The organism is Plantibacter sp. RU18 (assembly GCF_050613355.1).
In the GTDB taxonomy this organism is placed as follows: Bacteria; Actinomycetota; Actinomycetes; order Actinomycetales; family Microbacteriaceae; genus Plantibacter.
In genome coordinates this window covers 903,841-918,024 of the sequence record NZ_CP159618.1, presented here as the reverse complement: position 1 = coordinate 918,024, position 14,184 = coordinate 903,841, and the positions used below count along the sequence as shown (strand labels likewise).

At 69.8% G+C, this 14,184-nt stretch carries 15 protein-coding genes and 1 pseudogene; 8 read left to right on the top strand and 8 right to left on the bottom strand.

Annotated features, from left to right (window positions below; genetic code table 11):
* Window positions 1-123: 123 nt before the first annotated feature.
* Window positions 124-504, bottom strand: a complete 381-nt coding sequence (locus ABMA10_RS04400; protein ID WP_347867298.1) for a DUF6804 family protein — start codon at window positions 502-504, stop codon at window positions 124-126.
* 125 nt (window positions 505-629) lie between these two features.
* On the opposite strand from ABMA10_RS04400, the gene ABMA10_RS04395 reads away from it, so the two are divergent.
* The gene (locus tag ABMA10_RS04395; RefSeq protein ID WP_347867299.1) at window positions 630-1,157 is read left to right on the top strand and encodes a hypothetical protein; all 528 of its coding nucleotides are present in this window, start codon (window positions 630-632) and stop codon (window positions 1,155-1,157) included.
* A gap of 32 nt (window positions 1,158-1,189) precedes the next feature.
* On the opposite strand, the gene ABMA10_RS04390 is transcribed toward ABMA10_RS04395, so the two are convergent.
* Both ABMA10_RS04390 and ABMA10_RS04385 read right to left on the bottom strand, forming a co-directional pair.
* A complete protein-coding gene (locus ABMA10_RS04390; protein WP_347867300.1) occupies window positions 1,190-1,858 on the bottom strand; it encodes an NADPH-dependent F420 reductase in 669 nt (222 codons plus the stop codon).
* A 30-nt stretch (window positions 1,859-1,888) separates the two neighbouring features.
* A pseudogene (locus ABMA10_RS04385) lies at window positions 1,889-2,739 on the bottom strand (LLM class flavin-dependent oxidoreductase).
* A gap of 73 nt (window positions 2,740-2,812) precedes the next feature.
* Between ABMA10_RS04385 and ABMA10_RS04380 the strand changes: the two are divergent.
* On the top strand, window positions 2,813-3,292 hold the full coding sequence (locus ABMA10_RS04380) for a MarR family winged helix-turn-helix transcriptional regulator (protein ID WP_347867301.1): 480 nt from the start codon (window positions 2,813-2,815) through the stop codon (window positions 3,290-3,292).
* Window positions 3,293-3,386: 94 nt separating this feature from the next.
* Window positions 3,387-4,223, top strand: coding sequence for a DNA/RNA non-specific endonuclease (locus ABMA10_RS04375; RefSeq protein WP_347867302.1), 837 nt, complete (start codon window positions 3,387-3,389; stop codon window positions 4,221-4,223).
* 24 nt (window positions 4,224-4,247) lie between these two features.
* Here ABMA10_RS04375 and ABMA10_RS04370 read toward each other — a convergent pair whose 3' ends face one another.
* From ABMA10_RS04370 to ABMA10_RS04360, 3 genes are all read right to left on the bottom strand, one after another.
* Complete coding sequence (locus ABMA10_RS04370; protein ID WP_347867303.1) at window positions 4,248-5,321, bottom strand: L-idonate 5-dehydrogenase; 1,074 nt, start codon at window positions 5,319-5,321, stop codon at window positions 4,248-4,250.
* Window positions 5,311-6,081, bottom strand: a complete 771-nt coding sequence (locus tag ABMA10_RS04365) for an SDR family oxidoreductase (RefSeq protein ID WP_431031247.1) — start codon at window positions 6,079-6,081, stop codon at window positions 5,311-5,313. Before ABMA10_RS04365 ends, ABMA10_RS04370 begins: the two co-directional genes overlap by 11 nt.
* Window positions 6,082-6,148: 67 nt before the next feature.
* Window positions 6,149-7,225, bottom strand: coding sequence for a D-2-hydroxyacid dehydrogenase (locus ABMA10_RS04360; protein WP_347867305.1), 1,077 nt, complete (start codon window positions 7,223-7,225; stop codon window positions 6,149-6,151).
* A gap of 231 nt (window positions 7,226-7,456) precedes the next feature.
* On the opposite strand from ABMA10_RS04360, the gene ABMA10_RS04355 reads away from it, so the two are divergent.
* Complete coding sequence (locus tag ABMA10_RS04355; protein ID WP_431031246.1) at window positions 7,457-9,160, top strand: FAD-binding protein; 1,704 nt, start codon at window positions 7,457-7,459, stop codon at window positions 9,158-9,160.
* Window positions 9,161-9,260: 100 nt separating this feature from the next.
* Here ABMA10_RS04355 and ABMA10_RS04350 read toward each other — a convergent pair whose 3' ends face one another.
* Entirely contained in the window at window positions 9,261-9,782 is a 522-nt protein-coding gene (locus ABMA10_RS04350; RefSeq protein ID WP_347867307.1) for a MarR family winged helix-turn-helix transcriptional regulator, read from the bottom strand.
* A 64-nt stretch (window positions 9,783-9,846) separates the two neighbouring features.
* Window positions 9,847-10,464, bottom strand: a complete 618-nt coding sequence (locus ABMA10_RS04345; RefSeq protein ID WP_347867308.1) for a TetR family transcriptional regulator — start codon at window positions 10,462-10,464, stop codon at window positions 9,847-9,849.
* A gap of 69 nt (window positions 10,465-10,533) precedes the next feature.
* On the opposite strand from ABMA10_RS04345, the gene ABMA10_RS04340 reads away from it, so the two are divergent.
* From ABMA10_RS04340 to ABMA10_RS04325, 4 genes are read left to right on the top strand one after another with little or no spacing between them, the layout of a single operon-like run.
* On the top strand, window positions 10,534-11,145 hold the full coding sequence (locus ABMA10_RS04340) for a biotin transporter BioY (protein WP_347867309.1): 612 nt from the start codon (window positions 10,534-10,536) through the stop codon (window positions 11,143-11,145).
* Window positions 11,142-12,308 (top strand): class I adenylate-forming enzyme family protein, encoded by a 1,167-nt coding sequence (locus tag ABMA10_RS04335; protein ID WP_347867310.1) that lies wholly within the window; start codon window positions 11,142-11,144, stop codon window positions 12,306-12,308. The genes ABMA10_RS04340 and ABMA10_RS04335 overlap by 4 nt, the downstream gene beginning before the upstream one ends.
* A complete protein-coding gene (locus tag ABMA10_RS04330) occupies window positions 12,298-13,452 on the top strand; it encodes a thiolase family protein (protein ID WP_347867311.1) in 1,155 nt (384 codons plus the stop codon). Before ABMA10_RS04335 ends, ABMA10_RS04330 begins: the two co-directional genes overlap by 11 nt.
* The gene (locus ABMA10_RS04325; protein WP_347867312.1) at window positions 13,449-14,174 is read left to right on the top strand and encodes an energy-coupling factor ABC transporter ATP-binding protein; all 726 of its coding nucleotides are present in this window, start codon (window positions 13,449-13,451) and stop codon (window positions 14,172-14,174) included. Before ABMA10_RS04330 ends, ABMA10_RS04325 begins: the two co-directional genes overlap by 4 nt.
* Window positions 14,175-14,184 lie beyond the last annotated feature (10 nt).

The window sequence follows — 14,184 nt, the reverse complement described above, 5'->3', positions numbered from 1 at the left end:
CCTGGGCTCCCCGATCCGGGGAGCCTCGTGTCCACTCGACCCTACTTCCGCCCGCCTTCCGGGGTAAGCCCCCACCGCCCGTCTGGTCCCCGCCGGACTACCAGCGAATGAGCGATGCGCGGTTCAGTCGTCCTCCGGGCTCGGCTCGCTGACGTACGGCTGCGCTTCCGGCACGCGCATGAAGACGGCGACGGCGATGAAGACCGCGGCCCCGACGATGTGCAGCATCCGGAGGACCGTCTCGGGGAACTCGATCGGCAGGATCGGGTTCCAGACCACTGCGACCAGCACGAGCGGGATCACCCACAGCGGCCGCCTGCCCTGAACGGCCATCACGACCATGATCAGTGCGAGGATGCTCACCACGTAGAGGACATAGGTGAACCACGCCGAGTCCACGAGCGCCAGCCCGGCGAGCAGGATGATCGCGCCGAGGACGCCGGGGATGAACGCCGGGCGGTGCAGCGCCGTGGTGGTCGACTCGTTCGAGCGCGCTGAGGTCATGTCCACAACCGTAACGCCGACGCGCCGGTCGTCGCTCCACGTGATGGTGCGCGTGCTCCAGGGTCCCGCGCGCTATCGTGTGCGCTGGCGCCGCCTCCGATCACCGGCACCGGGATGGTGCGGCGATGAGTGTCCTCGAGGAGTACCGCTGGCTCGTCGAGGCGGAACTGCAGAACACCCCGTTCGCCGTCGAATCGGTCCCCGGCGGTTTCCGGGTGGGCTTCGACCTGGCGAACGCACGCTGGTGGGAGATCCTGCAGCACAACGAGGTCTCGGACAGCATCACGTACACCGTCCGGGTGGACGAGCGTCGTCGTCGGTTCAGCATCAACGACACCCTCCGGTCGATGTCCTGGAGCGCCGGCGCGAACGGGTTCGTCCCGAGGCTGTCCTGGTCGTTCTCCATCCAGTCGGGCCGCGTCCGGTACGGGCGGGTCATCATGCTGGGGACCACCCCCGGCGGCTTCGAGGCGGCCTTCAGCCCTGAGAACGAGCGAGCCAGGATCAGGGAGATCGGCGAGGAACTCGGCCTGAAGGTCGGTCTCAGCCGCAACACGTTGATCGGCCTGTGGACGGCCATCGGGTCGGTCGGACTCAGCGCACTCGTCGCCGGCATCGTCCTGATCGTGCTGGCGGTGACCGGAGCCCGCTGAGTCCGCGGCGGAGTCCGCTCCGGATGGACCTCTCAGCGGACGGCGAGCAACTCCCTCGCGACGACGGCATCGATCTCGGCCCCGCCGATGTTCGCCCCGAAGAGCGCCCCACCGGGCTGGAGGATCACACCGTTGTCGAGCGCGCCGATGTCGACGGCGTCGAATCCGAGGGCGTCCACGATCGCGGCGACGGTCTCACGATCGTCGGCATCGTCGCCGGCCACCGCGATGCCCTTTCGCCCGGCTGCACCGGGCACGCGCGGCTCGCCGTCGAGGTCGTGATACCCCATGTGGTTGAGCGCCTTGACGACGCGGGACTCCGGCAGGAAGTCACGCACGATCTCACTCGTCGTCACGCCTGCGTCGGTCAGGTCAGGCCGTGGCCCGTCGACTTCCCACCAGTAGTTCATGGTGTCGATCACGAGCTTGCCGCGCAGCTCGTCGACCGGCAGCGAGCGGTACTTCCCGAGCGGGAGCGCGAGGATCACGACATCGCTCCGCGCCGCGGCATCGGCCGACGTCGTCGCGATCGCACCGTGGGCGAGGACGTCGACCGTCAGCGCGATGGCCTCCGGTGCACGTGAGCTGCTGATGAGCACGCGGTAGCCGGCGGCTACTGCGAGTCGGGCGAGCACGGTGCCGACCTTGCCGGCTCCGAGGATGCCGATCGTGGTCTGGTGGGCATCGTCCGTGGTGTGCATGTCAGTGTCCTCTCAGATGTTCGGGCGGGGTCAGGCGGTCGACTCGGCGGGGTCGACGAGGAGTTCGCGGACCAGCGGGATGACCTGGGATCCGTAGAGTTCGACGGCGCGGAGTCTGGCGCTCATCGGCAGGGAACCCGCGGAGTAGATGAGGTCGAAGCGACCGACGTCGAGCACGGCGACGGCAGCGGCGATCCTCCGCGCGACGGTCGTCGGCGAACCCACGTACATCGAGCCACGCTCCACCTCGTCGTCGAACTCCGCCCGCGCCCGATGATCGCGAGCATGAGTGGGAACCCGTACTGCGCTGCACGGATGACGGACTGCGGAGAACCGCCGACGCCCACCCAGGTCGAGAGATGACCTGAGGCGGTCTTCGGGAAGACGTCGGCGTCCTGCAGCGCTGCCCTCGTCGTGCCGTTCCAGGTGACCGGCTCCTCCGTCAGCAGGCGCGAGAACAGGTCGATCTTCTCCTCGAAGAGCGTGTCGTAGTCGCTGAGGTCATAGCCGAAGAGCGGGAAGGACTCGGTGAAGGAGCCTCGCCCCAGGATGACCTCGGCCCGGCCGTTCGAGAGCGCATCGACGGTGGCGAAGCGTTGGAACACGCGCACCGGATCGTCCGAGCTGAGCACCGTGACACCGGACGCGAGTCGGATGCGTTCCGTGACGCTGGCGATGCCGGCGAGCACGGTCTCCGGCGTCGAGATCGCGTACTCAGGTCGGTGGTGCTCACCCACGGCGAAGACGTCGACGCCGAGTCGGTCCGCGAGGACGGCCTCCGCGACCACCTGACGGATCGCCTCCGGGTGTGTGGCGAGTGCGCCGGAGTCGGTCTCTGGGATGTCCCCGAACGTGTCGAGTCCGAATTCGAGGTCAGGCATGGAGGGTCTCTTTCGTGAAGGCTACAGTTGACATGTCAATCATCCACTCGACAGGTGAAACGGAGCGGCCACCATGACTATTCCCGAGCCGGGTACGGGCCGCCGACGGACGATGACCCGCGACGAGCTGCGCGTCTGGCGCCGTTTCCTCGAGACGTCCGAGCAGCTGCGGAACGTCGTCACCGGGCGCCTGCAGGACGAGTCCGGGCTCTCCTCCGGCGACTACGGCGTCCTCCTGGCGCTCTCCGAGCAGCCCGAGAAGCGGATGCGGTCGTCGCAGCTCGCCCAGCACATCGGATGGGAGCGCAGCCGGCTGTCGCATCACCTCGGTCGGATGGAACGGCGCGGACTGGTCCAGCGCGAACCCGTCGCCGGCGACAGCCGCGGAGCGGTGGTCGCGCTGACCACGGACGGGGCACAGCTGTTCCGGGCCGCCTCGGCGCCCCACCTCCGTGTCATCCACGAGACCTTCGTGCGTGCGCTCTCCGCGCAGCAGCTCGCGGCCCTCGACGACGCGATGACAGCGCTCGCCGCGCACCTCCCCGCCCGCTGAGCTGCGCGGACCCGCCGGGAGCTGCGCAGAACTTCTGATGAAATCATGCGCGTTGGAGCACCGCACCACCTAAATTCATGATCGACTCATTTTCATGACTGGGTTTGATTCAGGATTCCTCGAGCTCCCGCAGACGCTGACCGTCCCCCAACCGACCGAGGCGGCCGGACGCGCCCCACTCCGCGACCTCGACTACACGCACTTCACGGTGCTGCTCGATCCGCGACGTCGACTGGCGGTCGCGACCGCGGTCAACATCGATGGTTCCGCCCTGCGCGAGCTCGGACGCGGCGACGACTGGCACCTCGACGAGCGCATCCCGTCGAGCGAGCAGGCCGGGCCCGAACTGTATGCGCGCAACGACCTCGACCGCGGCCACCTGGTGCGCCGCCGCGATCCCGTCTGGGGTGACGCCACCGTCGCGCAGCGGGCCAACGTCGACAGCTTCTGCTACACCAACGCCGCGCCGCAGGCTGCGGTCTTCAACCAGTCGCTGGAGCTGTGGAACGGTCTCGAAGACCTCGTGCTCGAGTACGCCACCGTCAACCGCGCACGTCTCTCTGTCTTCACCGGACCCGTGTTCTCGGATGCCGATCGCCTGTACCGCGGGGTTCGGATACCGCAGCAGTTCTGGAAGGTGGCCGCCTGGTCGTCGGACGGCCGGCTCACTGCGAGCGGGTACCTCCTCGACCAGACCGCGCAGCTCGACGACATCGATCTGGAGGCGGCGAGGGCGACGACCGAGACGGAGGACCTGCCGCCACTCGGCCCGTTCCGGGCCTTCCAGCTCCCGATCGTCGACATCGCGGCACTCACCGCGCTCGACTTCGGTGCGCTCCCCGCGGCCGACGTCCTCGAGCCTGTGCCCGCGGTCCGCCCCGATGTCACGGCCTGGATCGAGCTCGCCGGCCCCGCAGACCTGCACTTCTGACCGCCTGCAGCGCCGCGCGCCAGCTCAGAACGCGAGCAGCACCTTGCCCGACCGCGCCGAGTCCGCAGCGACCTCGAAGGCCTCGAGAGCGTCGTCGATGGGGAACTCATGGGTGACGACGGCGTCCACGTCGAGAGAACCGTCGGCGAGCGCTTCGATCACCGCGTCGATCTCGTCGTTGAAGCGGAACGAGCCGCGCAGCGTGAGCTCGCGGGTGATCGCGATGGAGATCAGCGCCGGCTGCTCTCCCGCCGGCAGCAGGCCGACCATGACGACGGTACCGCCGCGGGTCGCACCGAGCATCGCCGAAGCGAGTCCCCGGAAACTCCCGGAGGATTCGAACGCGACATCGGCGTCGACGGCCGCGATGGCGTCGGCATCCCGAGCGTCGATCGTGATCGTGGCACCCACCGCGGTCGCAGTCGCGAGTGGCCCCTCGGCGAGGTCGGTGACGACGATCTCCGCGGCACCGGCACGCTTGGCGACGGCGACGATGAGCGCTCCGATCGGGCCGGCACCGATGACGAGCACGCGCTTCCCTGCGAGGTCACCCGCGCGACTCGCGGCGTGCCAGGCGACGGCAGCAGGCTCGGCGAGCGCCGCGCGACGAAGCGGCAGACCGTCGGGCAGCGGACGGAGCATGTCGGCGCGCAGGACCGCTTCACGCGAGAAGGCGCCGTCGGTGTGCGGGAACCGGGCAGCACTGCCGAGGTAGGTGCACCCGGGCGAGAGGTTCGGGCTGTCCTGCGGGTACCGCGCGCCGTTGCCGGGGCCCGGCGTCGCCGGGTGGACTGCGACGCGCGTGCCTGCAGCCGGCCCGCTGCCGTCGGCGGCCGGGCGCAGCACTGTACCGACGACCTCGTGACCCAGGACCATTGGCGCGCGGAGGATGGACTCGCCTGCCGCACCGTGCTTCCAGTAGTGGAGGTCGGAGCCGCAGATGCCGCCATAGGCGATCTCGACGACGGCCTCGTCTGCGCCGGGCAGACGCGGTTCCACGGGTTCGATGCGGAGATCGTTCGCGGCGTGCGCGACGACGGCGAGTGCGCGGGTCGCGTCTGCAGGGTCGCTGCCGACGGTGCTGGCCTCAGACGACAACGGTCATCCCCCCGTCGATGAAGATGATCTGCCCGTTGACGTAGTCCGAGCCGCCGGAGGCCAGCCACACGGCGGGGCCGGCGAGGTCGTCCGACGTCCCCCACCGGTTGGCGGGGGTGCGGCCGAGGATCCAGGAGTTGAAGGCCTCGTCGTCGACGAGCTGCTGTGTCATCTCCGTGTGGATGTAGCCCGGGGCGATCGCGTTGATCTGCAGGCCGGATCCCGCCCACTCCGCCGTCATCGCGCGAGTGAGGTTGCGGATGCCGCCCTTCGATGCGGTGTACGCGGAGATGGTCGGGCGCGCGAGGTCGGCCTGGACGGACGCGACGTTGATGATCTTGCCCTCGCCGCGCGGGATCATGACGGAGGCGGCGGCACGTCCGACGAGGAAGGCGCTCGTGAGGTTGGTACGCAGGACCCGGTCCCAGTCCTCCAATGCCAGCTCGAGCATCGGGACGCGGTGCTGGACGCCGGCGTTGTTCACGAGGATACGGAGCGGACCGACGTGCTCCTCGACCCACGCGACTCCCTCGGCGGCCGCGGCGTCATCGGTGACGTCGAAGGCACGCGCGAAGACGCGATCTGTGCCGGACCGCTCGGCGAAGGCGGCTCGAGTGGCCTCGAGGCGCGTCTCATCGAGCCCGTTGAGCACCACGGTCGCGCCCGCATCAGCGAGGGCGGCGGCGATCGACCGACCGATGCCGCGGCTGGATCCGGTGACGAGGGCGATACGCCCGGTCAGATCGAAGAGCGAAGTCATGGGGCGAATGTATCACCATGCTGAACGACGTTCAATACGCTGAACGACGACCGCTCGTGCTCGTGACTCAGTAGAACTCGACGGTGTCGACGCGATTGCGCAGCGCCTTGCCGTCGAGGAAGCGTGTCGCGTTGTCGGCGAACAGCTCGGCGATCAGGCGGTCCTCCGCGTCGTTGAGCGCTGCGGTGTGCGGACTGACGAGCACGTTCGACAGACCCCAGAGCTCGCTGCCCTCATCGAGCGGCTCGACGGCGAACACGTCGAGGGCAGCGAAACCGACGCGCCCGTCCTGCAGTGCGGCGATGAGGGCGGGCTCATCGATGACGGTGCCTCGACCGACGTTCACCACCGTCACCCCCGGCTTCACGGCACGCAGCAACGCTTCCCCGAGGAGCCCGGTGGTCGCTTCGGTTCCGGGCAGCGTCGTGACGATCGCGTCGGCTTCGCCGATGACCGATGCCAGGTCGTCCGGGTGGACGACCCGCGAGACACCGGGGACGTCGACGTCGTGACGGCTCGTGCCGATGATCGTGGCACCGAGCGCGGACAGCTTCGCAGCGACCTCGCGACCGATCCCACCGAGCCCGAGCACGAGCACGGTCTGCTCGCTGACCTGACCCATACCCCAACGGCCGGTCCACTCGCGGCGCGCCTGCTGCGCGAGCAGGCGCGGGAGCGTCTTGGCCCCGGCCAGGACACCGAAGACGGCGAACTCGGCGAGTGGCCCACCGTGCACACCGGCCGACGTCGAGAACGCGATCCGTTCGAGCTGCTGGGCGTCGAGTCCCGCAGCCTTCACCTGACCGCCGCCGCCGGCCGCCATAGTCTGCACCCAGCGGAGGCCAGGGTTCGCGGCAGCAGTCCGGGCCAGCGCGGCGGGGTCGACGTCGGGGATGCCGTAGAGGACGTCCGCCGAGTCGACGAGCGCTTCGAAGGCCGCCTGCTGCTCCGGCGTGCGCTGGAACGACGGATCGCCGGAGAAGTCGGCAGCGTGGCGCATCGGCGGGAGCAGGCTCTGGTCGCGTACGACCTCGAGACGCGGCTCCTTCGCCTCGATCAGTTCGCACAGCGCTTCGGCGAGCGGCGTGGCCACGACGACTCGGAGTCGCCCTGTGCTCTTGGTCGTGTCCGGCGTGCTGGTCATGTCTGGACTCCATCCCGTGCCGGATCATCGACACGCTTCTCGGTCATCCTTCCAGCATAACGAACATGGTTCAACCAGGTGAACGATGTTCGTTGCGCTGGGTGAGCGCGCACGGTGGGACATACCGCTAAGGCCGTCCTTAGTAAGGGCAGCCTTGGTTCGAGGCTCGACGGTACCTATGCTGCCGAGAGCGGCCATCCGAATACCGCACCCGTCCCGAAGGAGTGCACCGTGCACGAACAGCGTCTGTCCACCTCCGTCCTCGTCATCGGAACCGGCGGCTCGGGCCTCCGTGCAGCGATCGAACTGGCCGAACGCGGCGTCGACGTCATCGCCGTCGGCAAGCGACAGAAGGCGGACGCACACACCTCGCTCGCCGCCGGCGGCATCAACGCGGCTCTTGCGACGATCGATCCCGAGGACTCCTGGCAGCAGCACGCGGCGGACACCCTCAAGGAGAGCTACCTGCTCGCAAACCCCCACACCGTCCAGATCGTGACCGAAGGCGCCGCCCGTGGCATCGAGGACCTGGAACGGTACGGCATGCCGTTCGCCCGCGAGGACGACGGCCGCATCTCGCAGCGGTTCTTCGGCGCCCACAAGTTCCGTCGCACGGCCTTCGCGGGCGACTACACCGGCCTCGAGATCCAGCGCACGCTCGTGAACCGCGCAGCGCAGCTCGAGATCCCGATCCTCGACACCGTCTACATCACGAAGCTCCTCGTCCGCGACAACGTCATCTTCGGGGCGTACGGCTTCGACCTCGAGAACGGCACCCGCTACCTCATCCACGCCGACTCCGTCATCCTCGCCGCCGGCGGTCACAACCGCATCTGGCGACGAACGTCTTCGCGCCGCGACGAGAACACGGGCGACTCGTTCCGTCTCGCCGTCGAAGCCGGTGGCCGCATCCGCGACCCCGAGCTCGTGCAGTTCCACCCCTCAGGCCTCATCGAGCCCGAGAACGCGGCCGGCACCCTCGTGTCCGAGGCCGCCCGTGGCGAGGGTGGCATCCTGCGCAACGGTCTCGGCGAGCGCTTCATGTCGCGGTACGACCCGGAACGCATGGAGCTCTCGACCCGCGACCGCGTCGCCCTCGCCGCGTACACGGAGATCAAGGAGGGACGCGGCACGCCGAACGGCGGCGTCCTCCTCGACGTCTCGCACCTGCCACGCGAGACCATCATGAAGCGCCTCCCCCGCGTCTACCAGACCCTGCTCGAACTGCAGATGCTCGAGATCGCGCCGACCGCGCACTACTCGATGGGCGGCGTGTGGGTCCGGCCAGAGGACCACGGCACCGGCGTCGACGGGTTGTACGCGATCGGCGAGGCCTCGTCGGGTCTGCACGGCGCGAACCGCCTGGGCGGCAACTCCCTCATCGAGTTGCTCGTGTTCGGCCGCATCGTCGGCGAGGCCGCTGCGGCGTATTCCGCAGGACTCGATGCGCAACTCCGTTCGGCCGAGGCGGTCGACGAGGCTCGCGCCGAGATCGACCGGCTGCTCGCCTCCGACGGGCCGGAGAACGTCCGCTCCCTCCAGCGCGCGATCAGGAACACGATGACCGAGCACGCGGGTGTCGTCCGCGACGAGGCCGGACTGCTCGCAGGCCTCGCCGAACTCGACGCCATCGAGGCGCGCATGGCCGATATGGGCGTACACCCGGACATCGCCGGGTTCCAGGACCTCGCGCACGCCTTCGACCTGAAGTCCGCTGCACTCTCCGCACGCGCGACCCTCGAAGCCGCGCTCGAACGCCGGGAGACCCGCGGCTGCCACAACCGGTCGGACTACCCCGAGCTCGACGAGAGCATGCAGGTGAACCTCGTGTGGTCGGGCCCCGGTCGCATCGCGCGCGAGGAGATCCCTGCGATCCCGGCCGAGATCGCAGCGCTCATGGAAGAGGTCTCGGTCGCCGGCAAGCTCGTCGAGTAGGCGGGCGGCACCTCGACAAGCTCGGCGACCGGGGGGGGTGATACTCCCCGAGACACCATCCCCGGTCCCCGAGCTTGCCGAGGGGCGCCACGCACACACGTCAGGAATCGGTGCCGGGCCGATCCGCACGGTCGAGGGCGTTCCCGATCACCCGCAGGCTCTCGATGAGGACGTTCACCTGCTCACGACTGAGGTCGGCGAGGATGGCGTTCTCGTCGTCGACGAGTCGGCGCATCGCCTGATCGACGCGTTGCCGCCCGAGCGGCGTGAGCACGACGATCTTGCTCCGCGCGTCCGCCTCGTTCTTCTGCCGGGCGACGAGCGATCGGGCGGCGAGTCTGTCGAGCTGGCTGGCGAGGTTGCCGCTCGTGACGTGCAACCGGGCCGCGAGCGTGGAGGGGGTCATGCCTTCCGAGCCGTGCTGGCGCAGCATCGAGAGGAACTCGAACTCCCAGGTGCGCAGGTTGTTCATGGCGAACGACGCGCGGCGCACCTCCTGCATGTGCGGCAGCAGGCGGCGGAGGCGCGAGACGATGTCGAGCGGCGCGAAGTCCACGTCCGGGAGCGCCGTCGCCCAGGCGTCGATGACGATATCGACGTCATCATCGTCCCGCTTCGGCATGGTCGTCTCCCAACTCCCTCAACGCTACCGGGGCCGGAGCCTGAACGCGCGGTCGGGACGAGACTCAGCGCACGGTCGGGACGAGACTCAGGCCGTCGACGAGGAGCCCGACGCCGAAGGCGAACGCCTGCGCCTGATCATCGTCGCCGAGTGGATCCGTCTCGGCCCCGACGGCGAGCACGCCGACGCTGTCGTACTGGAGCCGCTGCTGTTCGTGGGAGACATGGCCGAGTACGAAGTGCAGGAGCGCGGTCCCGGCGCGACGGCTCGTCGCCTCGTCGAACCTACCGAGCGCGACTGCCTCGGTGAGACGGCCGAGCGCCCGCCCTGAACCCAGTCCGAGGGCGAGGGTGCTCGAGACGACTTCGGCGCCATCGCGGTACGCGAGGAGCGCGTCGCGCAGGGCAGCGGCCTCGACTCGCGTCCGCGCGCGCCAATCGGCACCCGCCCCTGACACGGCGGCGGCCGATGCCGGATGTCCGTCGATGATGCGGTCGGCGAGTTCGGCGATGAGCGTCTGCTTGTTCTCGAAGTGCCAGTAGAGCGCGCTCGGCTGGACGTCGAGCGAGGCGGCGAGGCGGCGCATGGTGAGATCGGCGAGGCCGTGGTCGTCCAGGATACGCAGTGCGACCGCTGCCACATCGTCGCGACGATGACGACGCACTGTTTCGGAACCGACCATGACACCAACTATAGTGAACGCTGTTCAAGTGAACACCGTTCAGGAGCGTTCCACCGAGAGGCACACAGCATGAGCAGACTCCGTATCGACGCGACCGACATCGCCCGCATCGCAGTGTTCGCGGCGATCGTCGCGGCCCTCGGCCTTCCAGGCGCGTTCTCGGTGCTCGGCGCGGTGCCGATCACCGCGCAGACTCTCGGCGTCATGCTCGCCGGTGCGGTGCTCGGTGCATGGCGGGGCATGCTGTCGATGCTCGTCCTCCTCGCCCTCGTCGCGATCGGCCTGCCGCTGCTCTCAGGCGGACGCGGCGGGATCGGCGTGTTCGTCGGCCCGAGCGCCGGCTACCTGTTCGGCTGGATCGTCGGCGCCTTCGTCATCGGCCTCATCGTGCACGCCGGCGGTCGCAAGCTGCGGTGGTGGCGCACGGCGCTCGGAGTCCTCGTCGGTGGCATCGGCGTCATCTACGCGTTCGGCATCCCTGTCCAGTCGCTCGTCACGCGCCTGTCGCTCGGCGAGACCGTCCTGCAGAGCCTCGTCTTCGTGCCGGGCGACCTCATCAAGGTGGTCCTCGCGACAATCATCACGATGACGCTGGCTCGTGCCTACCCGCGAGCGTTCCGCAATGCGGCCTGGTCCGGCGACAGGTCCGCGCGAACCATCGAGCCCACGCGCGTCGCGTGACGGAGGCCTCGCCGGGCACCGGCCGGATCGTCCCCCTTCGCGGAGGCGACCCGGCCGCACTGGCGCGCACGGCCGTCGACGAGCGCGCGAGCGGGAACATCCCCCTCCTGGGCGACGACCGCTGGAGCGAGCAGCACTGGGCGTCGATCCGCGCCCGGGTCGACGCCGCCGGCCCCCAGCCGGATCAGGCGTGGGCGACGCTCACCTCGGGCAGCACCGGGGAACCGCGGATCGTGCTTCGGACGGCCGCGTCCTGGTCCGACTCCTTCGCGGCCGTCGCCGATCTCCTCGGCGCCGGCCCGAGCGACGTCATCGCACTGTCCTCGCCGCCCGCGTCCTCCCTCTCGCTCTTCTCCGTCGCGCACGCCGCCGACGCGGGCTTCACGCTCGCCTTCCCCAGTGCGCACACGCTCACCGTCGGCGACGCCCGCGACGCGACGCTCTTCCACGGCACACCGGGCGGCCTGCGGACCCTCCTCGACGCCGGCCCACCGCCACGCCTGCGCGCGGCACTGATCGGCGGCGCATCCCTCGACCCCTCCCTCCGTGCGAAAGCGGTGGCCGCGGGCATCCGCGTCACGTCCTACTACGGCGCCGCCGAGCTGTCCTTCGTCGCCGTCGACGATGACGACTCCGAGCACCCGGGCCTCCACGCCTTCCCCGGCGTCCGGCTCGAGATCCGTGACGACGACGTGCTGTGGGTCCGCTCGCCGTATCTCGCATCTGGGTATCTGGAGGGCGTCGGCCCGCTCCGTCGCGATGGCGACTGGGCGACGGTCGGCGATCGGGCTCGGCTCGACGACGGTCGGCTGACGCTCCTCGGTCGGGCTGACGACGCGATCCTGACCGCTGCCGCGACCGTCATCCCGGCAGACGTCGAGCAGGCGCTTCGACAACTCGACGGGGTGGCTGACGCGGTCGTGTTCGGGCTGCCGAACGGCGGTGTCGGCGAGCTCGTGACGGCGGTCATCGAACGGGCGCCCGGCACGAACCCACGTCGCGCCGGATTGCGGGCGGGTTCGACCGCCCTGCTTCCGCCGACGCATCTTCCGCGCCGGTGGTTCGTGACCGGCGAGCTCCCGCGGACCGTCACCGGGAAACCCGCGCGCGCCGAGCTCATCCGCCGCGTGCAGGCGGGAGAGGTGGCACGCCTTGCGCACTGAACACGAGATCGGCGATGCTCCCGTGATCATCGCCGCCCGGCGCACGCCGATCGCGACCCGAGGCCGCGCCCTCGCCGCGCTGACCGTCGAGCAGCTCGCGATCCCGGTCGCACGAGCCCTCCACGACGACGCGACAGCCGCGCTCGGCCATGCACCGGCCGTGGCGGACGTGGTCCTCGGCAACTGCATGGGTCCCGGCGGTAATCCGGCGCGTGTCGCAGCCCTCGGTGCCGGACTCGGTTTCGAGGTGCCCGGGCTCACGATCGACCGTCAGTGCGGCAGCGGTCTCGCGGCGATCATCGAGGCGGCGACGGCAATCAGCGCCGGCGACGAACGACCACGGATCGCCGGGGGCGTCGAGAGCGCGTCGACTGCGCCGACCCGTTCCATCGACGGCACCCCCTACGCCCGCGCACCCTTCACCCCCGCGGGCTGGCACGACCCCGGCATGACGCAGGCGGCGCAGGACCTCGCCACCCACGATGGCATCCCACGCGATCGTCAGGATGCCTACGCCGCGCGCAGCGCCCATCGTGCGGCGAGCGCAGTAGCGGCCGGCAGACTCGACACCGAGCTCGTCCGCCTGGTCGACGCGGCGGATCGGGATGAGCCGTCGCGACCCGGGTTCGATCGTCTCCTCCATCGTTTCACCCCGTTGTTCGCCGGTGGTTCCCTCACAGCTGGCAACACCTGTCGGGTGAGCGACGGCGCCGCCGGGGTGCTGCTCGTGCCAGGTGCCGGGCACCGTGGCGAAGCGCCCGGCCTCGCGATCCGCGCGCATGCCGTCATCGGCTGCGATCCGGCCCTCCCGGGAATCGGCGCGGCACCGGCAATCATCGAGGCACTCGATCGGGCAGGCCTCGGCGTCGCGGACATCGGCGCGTTCGAGATCGTCGAGGCCTTCGCCGCGCAGACCCTCGCTGTGCTCGACCGCCTCGGGATCGCCGACGACGACGAGCGTGTCTGCGCCGACGGTGGCGCCCTCGCCCTCGGGCATCCGTGGGGCGCGAGTGGTGCGGTCGCCGTCGTCCGCCTCTTCTCCCGACTCGTCCGCAGCGGAGCGCCTGCCGGGACGATCGGCGTGGCCGCAGCGTCGGTCGGCGGCGGCCTCGGAGTCGCCGCGGTGTTCGAGGTCGTGCGATGATCGACGACATCGGACAGCCAATGCAGCCAGGACAGCCAGTCATCCAGCTCGACCACGTCACCTCGCAGCTCGGCGACACCCTCGCCCTCGACGACGTGAGCCTGCGCCTGGACACAGCCCGCATCGCCGTCATCGGGTCGAACGGCTCCGGCAAGTCGACGTTCGCGCGCCTCATCGGCGGGTTGACGAGGCCGTCGACCGGCGGCGTCCGCGTCCACGGTGTCGATGCCGCGAAGGATGCGACGGCCCTGCGACGCCTCGTCAGCATCGTCTTCAGCAATCCCGACGCGCAGATCGTCATGCCGACTGTGGCCGAGGACGTCGCGTTCTCGCTGCGTGGCACGAAGCTGTCGAAACCCGAGATCGCCGCGCAGGTCGCTACGGCCCTCGACGACTTCCGCCTCACCGAGCTCGCAGACCGTTCAGCGCATGAGTTGTCGGGCGGCCAGAAGCAGCTCCTGGCGCTGTGCGGTGCGCTCATCCGCCGGCCGGCGCTGCTCATCGCCGACGAACCGACCGCATACCTCGACGCCCGCAACAGCCGCGCGGTCGCCGAACACCTGCTGCGTCCGCAGGGTGGCCATCAACTCGTGCTCGTCACCCACGACCTCGAATTGGCGGCGCGCTGCGACACGGCGGTGCTGTTCGACGGCGGTCGGGTCGTCGCGCAGGGTGAGCCGACCGAGGTCATCGATGCGTACCGCGCGAGCCTCCGATGGTGACGGTCACGCC

Coding starts and splice junctions, on each gene's coding strand:
- ABMA10_RS04400 (WP_347867298.1), bottom strand. CDS start 504: ATGACCTCAGCGCGCTCGAACGAGTCGACCACCACGGCGCTGCACCGC.
- ABMA10_RS04395 (WP_347867299.1), top strand. CDS start 630: ATGAGTGTCCTCGAGGAGTACCGCTGGCTCGTCGAGGCGGAACTGCAG.
- ABMA10_RS04390 (WP_347867300.1), bottom strand. CDS start 1,858: ATGCACACCACGGACGATGCCCACCAGACCACGATCGGCATCCTCGGA.
- ABMA10_RS04380 (WP_347867301.1), top strand. CDS start 2,813: ATGACTATTCCCGAGCCGGGTACGGGCCGCCGACGGACGATGACCCGC.
- ABMA10_RS04375 (WP_347867302.1), top strand. CDS start 3,387: ATGACTGGGTTTGATTCAGGATTCCTCGAGCTCCCGCAGACGCTGACC.
- ABMA10_RS04365 (WP_431031247.1), bottom strand. CDS start 6,081: ATGACTTCGCTCTTCGATCTGACCGGGCGTATCGCCCTCGTCACCGGA.
- ABMA10_RS04360 (WP_347867305.1), bottom strand. CDS start 7,225: ATGACCAGCACGCCGGACACGACCAAGAGCACAGGGCGACTCCGAGTC.
- ABMA10_RS04350 (WP_347867307.1), bottom strand. CDS start 9,782: ATGCCGAAGCGGGACGATGATGACGTCGATATCGTCATCGACGCCTGG.
- ABMA10_RS04345 (WP_347867308.1), bottom strand. CDS start 10,464: ATGGTCGGTTCCGAAACAGTGCGTCGTCATCGTCGCGACGATGTGGCA.
- ABMA10_RS04340 (WP_347867309.1), top strand. CDS start 10,534: ATGAGCAGACTCCGTATCGACGCGACCGACATCGCCCGCATCGCAGTG.
- ABMA10_RS04325 (WP_347867312.1), top strand. CDS start 13,449: ATGATCGACGACATCGGACAGCCAATGCAGCCAGGACAGCCAGTCATC.